The sequence below is a fragment of the Aeromonas aquatica genome (assembly GCF_000764655.1).
GTDB lineage: Bacteria > Pseudomonadota > Gammaproteobacteria > Enterobacterales > Aeromonadaceae > Aeromonas > Aeromonas aquatica.
In genome coordinates this window covers 1-8620 of record NZ_JRGL01000111.1, presented here as the reverse complement: position 1 = coordinate 8620, position 8620 = coordinate 1, and the positions used below count along the sequence as shown (strand labels likewise).

General features: G+C 62.7%; 6 protein-coding genes. 2 read left to right on the top strand and 4 right to left on the bottom strand.

All coding sequences use genetic code 11. The annotated features are described in order from the left end of the window. Nucleotides 1-97: 97 nt before the first annotated feature. Nucleotides 98-1378 (top strand): c-type cytochrome biogenesis protein CcmI, encoded by a 1281-nt coding sequence (gene ccmI / locus LG30_RS0113985; protein ID WP_033131313.1) that lies wholly within the window; start codon nt 98-100, stop codon nt 1376-1378. A 438-nt stretch (nt 1379-1816) separates the two neighbouring features. Here the strand turns inward: ccmI and nrfD are convergent, their stop codons facing one another. Genes nrfD through nrfA form a run of 4 tightly spaced genes read right to left on the bottom strand, consistent with a single transcriptional unit; the run spans nt 1817 to nt 5599 of the window. Beyond that, the gene (gene nrfD, locus LG30_RS0113980; RefSeq protein WP_033131312.1) at nt 1817-2773 is read right to left on the bottom strand and encodes a cytochrome c nitrite reductase subunit NrfD; all 957 of its coding nucleotides are present in this window, start codon (nt 2771-2773) and stop codon (nt 1817-1819) included. Between the two features lie 52 nt (nt 2774-2825). Beyond that, complete coding sequence (nrfC, locus tag LG30_RS0113975; protein WP_033131311.1) at nt 2826-3503, bottom strand: cytochrome c nitrite reductase Fe-S protein; 678 nt, start codon at nt 3501-3503, stop codon at nt 2826-2828. Beyond that, complete coding sequence (nrfB, locus tag LG30_RS0113970) at nt 3500-4108, bottom strand: cytochrome c nitrite reductase pentaheme subunit (protein ID WP_033131310.1); 609 nt, start codon at nt 4106-4108, stop codon at nt 3500-3502. Before nrfB ends, nrfC begins: the two co-directional genes overlap by 4 nt. A 51-nt stretch (nt 4109-4159) precedes the next feature. Next, nucleotides 4160-5599 (bottom strand): ammonia-forming nitrite reductase cytochrome c552 subunit, encoded by a 1440-nt coding sequence (gene nrfA, locus LG30_RS0113965; protein WP_033131309.1) that lies wholly within the window; start codon nt 5597-5599, stop codon nt 4160-4162. A 740-nt stretch (nt 5600-6339) separates the two neighbouring features. Here nrfA and LG30_RS0113960 point away from each other — a divergent pair. After that, nucleotides 6340-8620, top strand: a 2281-nt coding sequence (locus LG30_RS0113960) for a retention module-containing protein (RefSeq protein ID WP_033131308.1), incomplete at its 3' end; no start/stop codon positions are given.

The following is an 8620-nucleotide window of genomic DNA, read 5'->3' as shown; positions in this document are numbered from 1 at the left end:
GCCGCCGCCGTTCCCCCGCTGCCGTCCGGGCAGAGAGTGCCCTGAGCGAACAAGAGCAGGCCCGGCTGGCCGCCCTGCTCAAAGAGGAAGAGAAACAATGACCGCTTTTTGGATGGTGATCGCGGCCCTGCTGGTGTTGGTGAGCCTGGCGCTGATCTTGCCGCTGTGGCGCGGTGAGGGCAGCCAGAGCATCAGCCGCTCGGCGCTCAACAAGCAGCTCTATCGCCAGCGTGTGCTGGAAATCGGCGAGGAGCGCGACCAGGGCGTGCTGGCGGAGGAGGGGGAATCCCTGGTGGAGCTGCAACGCAGCCTGCTGGACGACATCCCCGACGTGGAGCAGACTGCCCGTGGCGGCAAGAGCCTGGTGTGGATCCCCGGGGTGCTGGTGTTGGTGGTGGTGAGCCTCGGCCTCTACTACCAGCTGGGTGCCTGGCAAGAGGTGAGCCGCTGGCAGGATGCCAACAGCCGGCTCGGGGAGCTGAGTAACCGCATCCTGGTGGAGCGCGATGCCGAGGTGACCGAGCAGGATCTGCAGGATCTGATGCTCGGCCTGCGCACCCGCCTTCAGGATGAGCCGGACGATTACCGTGGCTGGCTGCTGCTGGGTCGTCTGACCCTGGATGGCAACGATCCCGAGATGGCGCGCGAGGCGCTGGCGCGTGCCTACGAGCTGACCCCCAAGAAGGGGGAAGTGGCCGTTCCCTATGCTCAGGCGCTGATGATGACGGGGGAGGAGGCGCAGGCGGAGCGGCTGCTGCAAATCGCCATCGCTCAGAACCCGAAAAACATAGAGGCACGCTCCCTCCATGCCTTCATGGCGCTGCAACAGGAGGATTTCCAGACTGCACTGGCTCGCTTCCAGAAGATGCTGCCCATGCTGGAGCAGGGCTCGGCCCGCTATGCCATGGTGGAGCGATCCATGGCCTATGCACGCCAGCAGCTTGGCGAGCGGGAGGCTCCTGCACCTGCCGCTTCTGCTACCCAGTCCCGGGCTGAGACCAAGCCGGCAGGAGAGCAACAGCCCTCGCCGGTAGTGGGTGGTTTTCCGCTGAAGATCACGCTGGCCCCCGGCATTCAGTTGCCGGAGGATGCCCACCTGTTCGTGTTTGCAATCGTTCCCAAGGGACCCTCCATGCCGGTGTCGGCCAAACAGGCCGCCAACCCCCAGTTCCCCGTCTCCCTGTCCCTGGGTGACGACAATGGCATGATGGGGGGAAATGGGCTCTCCACCTATCCCGAGCTGCAATTCAAGGCCAGGCTGACCCGGGGTGGCGATGTGATGAACAAGGAGGGGGCCTTCGAAGGGATCTCCGTCACCATACCGACGAGCTCTGTTCCGGCAGCGCCGATCGACATCCGCATCGATCGCGCCCTCTGATATCTCCCAGGCCCGCCTCCCCATGGGGCGGGCCATCTTTCTGCTCCCACCTCCGCTATCCCGCAACCATCGTCGACTCGCCTGACAATCCGTCCTTTCCTGCCAGCCACCATCGGCGCCAAGCCATCTTTCCCGTATCGCCCATCATGTCGCCCTATCGGCACGGCTCGGTCCCTCGGCACTGTTCGTATCGGGCTGCAACCCGTTCGCTATCAATGGCCATCGGCATGGGGGAGGCATTGCCATCAATGGTGAGGGAGAGAGGCTGTGCATCGGGGGCTGGGGCCTTAACCCATCGAAGGGAAGGGGGAGCATCGCGTTCAGGAAGGAAAGGTGAGACGTGGCATATACGCAAAGCGCGTCTGGTGAGGGAGATATCGGCGCATAAAGAAGGCGGGTTTCCCCGCCATATCTGTATCCGGTTTCAACAGCCGGGTGTCAGACCAGCGTCATCTGTCCGGCGTAGAGGATGAAGTAGCGCAGCATCAGGATCCCCAGCAGGCTCAGGCTGCACAGCAGCACCAGGTGGGAGGGCCGATGGGCCTTCTCCTTGCCGGCAACGAGGCTCAGCAACTGGGGCAGCAGGATGCCGACCCCGATCACCCCGAACCAGAAGACGTTGGACCAGAAGCCACCGCCGATCGCCGCCTGCATCGCCACCTCGCTCTGGCCACCTGCGGCATAGAGTACGCCGAAGAAGCTGGCCAGCAGCAACAGCTCCAGCGTCACCACGGGGCGCTCGAAACGGTGCACGAAGCTCACCCCTGGGCTGTGGCCGTCCTCCTTGAACAGGGTGACCGCCAGCAAGGTGGTGGAGGCCACCCCCGAGCTCACTCCCGAGATGAGGAACAGCACCGGCAGCACCGGGTTGTGCAGCATGGGGTAGCTTATCAAGGCGGACAGCAGGAAGCCGGTGTAGGCACCGAGCAGCGCCGCCAGCACTAACAGGACCGGGGCGAGCAGCCGCTCGAAACGGCCGACGAGAGCAATCAGGCCATCGACGAAGGCCAGCTTGTCGCCAAGCAGCTTGCGGCGCAGCCCCTCGATTTCGGCTCTAAACACCACCCCTAGCCAGGCGAACAGGACCGCCATATAGACCTGGAACAGCATGACCCCCATGGACATCACGGAGTCGAACTGGTAGTGGAACATCAGCTTCCAGAAGGTCCAGGGACGGGCCAGGTGGTGGATGAGCAACATCAGACCGAGGATCACGCTGAGCGGCGCCAGGATGGCGGTCGCTTTGATGATGCCGCTCTCGCTGCCGGCCCCCTTGCGCAGGCGCAGCAACACCGACAGGGTGCAGGAGCCGGCGGAGATGCCGAGCAGGAACAGGTAGATGGCGATGGGGCCATCCCACACCAGGGATTCGAAGTGAAAAGCATCATGCCACATCAGATCTCTCCCTCTGGTGTCCGTGACTCACGGTGAAACGCGTTATGCCAGATCATGACTTCTCCCCTTTGGCGATGCGGTACATCTTGGGCGAGGTGCCGAGCGCCTCCTTGAAGCGATAGGTTTCTTCCTTTGCGATCCGCTGGCTGAGGGCGCTCTGGGGATCATCCAGATTGCCAAATACCAGCGCCTGGGTGGGGCAGGCCTCGACACAGGCGGGTTGTTTGCCCTGGGCCAGGTTGGTCTGGCGGCAGAAGTCGCACTTGTCCGCCACCCTGGTGACCGGGTTGATGAAACGCACCCGGTAGGGGCAGGCGGCGAGGCAGTACATGCAACCGACGCAGAGATCCGGGTTCACATCGACGATGCCATCCTCGGCGCGGCGATGGGAGGCCCCGGTCGGGCAGACGTGGACGCAGGGGGCGTTGTCACAATGCTGGCAGGACTTGCGAAAGAAGCGGTACTCCTGATTGGGATACTCGCCCTCGGGGCCGGAGCGGAGGATCTCGAGGCGCGAGACCCCCTCCGGCACCTTGTTGGTCTCGCGGCAGGCATCCATGCAGGCGGTACAGCCGATGCAGGCGGTCTCGTCGTGCAGCATGCCGTAGCGTACCCCGTCGATGCGCTGACTGTGGGCGAGGGCGGCGGTGCCAGCGCGAGCGGGGCCCGTCATCATGATGAGGGCGCCCGCTCCCATGCCGGCCATAAATTGACGGCGAGAGCAGCTCATGGCGCCTCCTTGTCCTGGGCGGCATCCACCTTGGCGGCGGTCTTGGCCTTGATGGCCTCGTGCTGCTTGCTGTGACAGTCGACGCACAGCTTGATGCGGGATGTTGCCGGGATCCCCACCATGGGCTCCTTGGCCGGGTGCAGCTGGTGGCAGCTGGTGCAACTGAGCTTGCTCATGTGCACGTCGTGGGCCCAGAGCGCCTCGCGCAGGGGTTTGGGCTCATGGCAGCTCATGCAGACGCTGTTTTGCTCGGCGATGGGATAGCCATCCTTGCCTTGCGGCTGGTTGAAGCTATCGCTAAAGCGCATCACATCCTTGACCCCTTCCCGGTGCTGGAGGGAGGGCTGGCCGTGACAGTTGGTGCAGGTCACCGGGGCCAGGTTGTTGGGATTGGTCGCCTTGGCATGCTGGCCGTGCATGCCCTCTTTCTGCTCCTTGTGGCAGTCGGTACAGGCCTTGTCGGCGCTGCGCAAGAACTCAACCTGGTGGGGGGCGGGCATGGCGGTCGGTGCGGCAGTCTGATCCGCGGCCTGGCCCTGCACGCTGGTCAGCAGCATGGCTGCCATCAGCATCAGTCGTAAGAAATCCATCGTTAAATCACCCATAGGAAGCCTCCATTCGGCGGCGGGCCCGATGATGCGGGCCCGCCGGCCTCGTCATTGTGCGAGCCGTCCGGCCGCTTTGGCCTCGGCTTCCCAGGCGGGGACAGTGGTCTTGAGGAACTGGGCCTTGTCGCTGTTCATCTGCTTCATGTCCATGCCAAGCGCGGCCTGAGCCTTCTCCTTGCTGGAGATGTCAGGAATGGCGATCTCGTGGCTGATCCCCTTGGCGGCCAGCAGGCGAGCCAGCTTGGTGCGGGCGTCGGCCGCCTTGTCCAGGGCGCTGCCCAGCATCCTCAATGCCACTTCCGGGGCATGGGCCTGCACCCCGTGGGAGGCGATGGAGAAGTCCCAACGCCATTGGGCGTGGCGGATGTCTTGCAGGATGTCCTTCATCTCTGCCTCGGTGGCGCCGGCATCCCAGGCCGCCTTGGCCTCGAAGTGGGCGTGCACCAGCTGCTTCTCGACCTTGAGCTTGATCTCGGTGATCGCCACCTTGCGTTGGTGGACGACGTCTTGCAGCATCTCCTTGCTCTGGGTGTGGCAGTTGCGGCAGGTTTGCTCGAAGCGATCGAAGGGGTTGCCGACCTTGTGATCCGTGTAGACCTTGCCCTGTTCGTTCTGCACCTTGGGCATGTGACAGTCGACGCAGGCGACGTTGTTCTGACCGTGAATGCCGGCGCGCCAGGTCTCGTATTCCGGGTGCTGGGCCTTGAGCATGGGGGCCTTGGAGAGGGCGTGGGTCCAGTCGGCGAAGCCGATTTCGTCGTAGTACTCTTCCATCTGCTCAACCGTGGTGCCCTTGTCCCAGGGGAATTTCACCGCCTTGGTGGGGCCACTGAAGTAGTACTCCACGTGGCACTGGCCGCAGACCTGGGATTGCTGATCGAAACGACCCTGCTCCTTGAACGGCTTGTGGATGGCGTTCATGGCTCTGTCCGCATAGGGGCGGGAGAGCTGCAGGGCGGGTTTGCCCTCCTTGAACTCCTTGGAGGCGGTATCATGGCAGTCGGCGCAGCCGATGGTGTTGACGATCTCCGGGCCACCCTTGGCCCACATCCCCTTGAAGTAGCCATCCTCGCCCTTCTCGTCGATGACGCGGGCCACGTCCGGGCCCTTGCAGCTCCAGCAGGCCATGGGCAGGGGGCCATCCTCGGCGGTCTTGGGGGCGCCGGTGCGCAGGGTTTCCCGCACGTCGGTCAGGGCGTAGAAGTGGCCGCGCGGCTTGTTGTAATCCTTGGAGAAGGGGTAGCCGGCCCAGAGCACCACCATCTGCGGATCTTCCGCCAGGGCGTCGGTGCGTTCCTTGCTCTCGCTGGTCGATTTCCAGCTGTCGAACTGATCGACGTGATCCTTGGCGAACAGCTCGTTGCGCGCCTCGAACTTGCCCTTGGGGGTGGCCTCATCGGCCATTGCCCAACTGCTGCCCAGCAGGGCCGTCAATAGCAGGGCAGCGAAGCCCAGCCTGGATGGTTTGTTGTGTGAACCCACGATCATCACTCCCAGATAAATGTCCTTGCGGGGCCTGATCCTTCCATCTTGGTGCGTGGATATCAGTGCCCGTCGTCGACGGGCATGGCAGGCCGATTAATTTTTATTGGTGCATAAAGAATGCTTTTTATGCGATTGCTCAGGGAGATATTACCAAATAGGTAAAACGGATAATTATTTATCGCGACGGGGATTGCGCTAGATCAATTGCCAGCGGATCCACATGTGAAAAGTGAGATCCAGCTTTAATTATTGAATGCTATTGGGAGCTTAGTGCGAATGACCACTGCCGGATAAGGGCCATACCGGCGGGAAGACAGGCGGGGGAAGGGGCTCCATTCCCTGGAGTGAAAGAGATGAGAGGGCATTGCCAGCATGGGAAACTGTGGTGAACGAACGAATGGAAATTCACTTTTATCGATACGGGGCCTACCCTGAGAGGTTCACGGTGAAATGATCGGCACTCAGGCCAGACCGGGCAGGCAGTCAGAAGCTGTCGTATAAATGGGTGCCAAGAGACACATGCCGGGTGACGTCCAAAGAGAAATGAGCGGAAATAATGCAGACATCCCCATGGGATAACGTTTTCTTGCATTAAGTAGGACGTTTGGCCGTGTTTTCTTTCGATATTTTCGAAAATGTCGAAGGGATATATGCCGGCCGAGACGGTAAAATGACCACCTGTCACTGTGACTTCCCCGTCCCTTCATATTCAGGGGAGTCAGTGTTTATGCGTTGGAGGAAATATGGCTGAGCTGCGAATCGAAAAACCGACCCTGATTACCCAATTGGAGGGTGTCGTGTTTGTCATGGATGCCGACGGCACCTTACACCGTGCGGCGGTGGGCATGCAGCTGCAGCCTGGCGAACGTCTGCTCGCCGAATCCGATGGGCGATTCGAGTTGGCCGATCCGGCCGCTGAAGCCAACACCTCAGATAGGCTCGAGCTGGCTCAGTTGCAGCCGGATCCCCAGCAGCTCGATCCCGAGCTGGCCAGCCTGCAGGAGGCCATCCGCCAGGGCGCCGACCCGACCGAGCTGTTTGAGGAGACCGCGGCCGGTAACGCGGCAGCCGCCACGGGGGGCGGTGTGGTCGGCTCCAGCGCCGGTGGCTTCGTGGTGGTGGATCTCAACAACGACTTCACCGTGGTGGAGGCGGGCTTTGACACCAACCACCAGGTTTCTCTTCAGGGCAATGACGAGCCCTATGTCGAAGATCAGGATCAGCATGCCTATATCACCATCACCGAGCCCCAGACCCTCGACAACATCATCAACGCCGATGAGGCGGCCGGGGTCATCATTCGTGGCACTGTGCAAGATGTGGAAGTCGGCCAGACGGTGACCGTCACCCTGACCGATCAGGACGGCAACCGCCTCACCACCACCACAGTGGTGCTGCCCGGCTTTGTCTGGGAGGCCAATTTCGGCGATGTCACCGGCAAGCTGGTGGATGGCCCCCTGACGATCCAGGCCGATACCCAGGATGCTGCCGGCAACAGGGCCAGCGATCTCGGTCAGACCCTGCTCGACACCATCACCACCATCACGCTCGACCTGGCTGATGAAAGCGACACCGGCGCCAGCCAGGGGGACGATCTGACTCGCGACACCACCCCGCTGCTGCAAGGCAAGGGGGAGCCCGGCGCCACCGTCACCCTGAGTCTCGGTGGCAAGGTTATGACCGTGCTCACCGTCGATGGCAATGGCAACTGGCAATATCAGATCCCGAACGACATGGCCGACGGGGCCTATGATTTTCGCGTCGACTCCGTCGACATCGCCGGCAACAGCGCCAGCGACACCCTGACCGTCACTGTCGATACCCAGGCCAGCATCGACATCGACGATCTCGACACCCAGAACATCCTGGGCCACGACAACGCCACCCTGAGCGGCACCACGACTCAGGTCGAGGCGGGCCAGAGCGTCACCGTCACCCTCATCGGCCAGAATGGCCAGACCCTCTACAGCGGCACCGCCCTGGTGGGCAGTGACGGTCGCTGGCAGCTTGATAATCTCGATTTGTCGACCATCCAGGGCCCCTACGAGGTGCGCGCCGAGGTGACGGATCTGGCGGGTAACCGGGTGGTCGACGGGGCGCCCCTCATCGGCCAGAGCGATGTGCTGACCTTGTCCGAGGCGGATCTGGCCAAGGGCCCGGTGAGTGCCACCGGTTCCCTGCATACCGGCGCCGGCATGGATGGCAGCCTGCAGGTGAGCTTCGCCGCCGATCAGAGTGCCCTCGAGCAGCTCGGTCTCAGCAGCCAGGGCACGGCGCTCTCCTACCAGATAAGCGGTCAAACCCTCACCGCCAGCGCAGGCGGGATCACCGTTTTCACCCTGACGCTCTCCAATGACGGCAGCTATCGCATCGTCTGGAACCAGAGCCTGGATCACGACCAGGACAGCCTGAGCCTGCCGTTCTCGCTGGAGTATCGCGACAGCGACGGGGATCTGGTCCACGCCAGCCTCAACGTCAATCTGGTGGACAGCACGCCCCCCGATTTTACGCTGACCCCCATCACCCTCACCGAGGATGCCTTTGCCGATGCCGGGGCCGTAGTGGGCCAGAGCCACTTCGTGGTAGGCCACCAGGCCGATCCCCTGCTGGCGGACTCCGTCGTCTTCGCAGATCAGGCCAATACCCTGGCCCGCCTTAACGGCAGCGGGCTCAGCAGCGACGGCCATGTGCTGAGCTTCGAGTTCAGCAGCGACCGTCTGCTCAGCGGTTATTACCTCGACGACAAGGGCAATCGAGTCGAGGTGATCAAGGCCGAGCTGAGTGCGAACCAGTCTGGCAGCGACATTGACGGCACCGTGACCCTCTCCCTCAATGGGCCCCTGGATCATCAGGGCAGCGATGAGCTCTCGCTCGGGCTCACCGTCTCGGCCAAGGAGATCGACGGTGATGAGACCCGCGCCGATCTGGTGGTCTCCATCAACGACGGCACGGATCCCAGCCTCGGCATCGACGGCGGCATCAGCCTGCAGGAAGGGGCTGCGGGCCAGACAATGGATGGCCAAC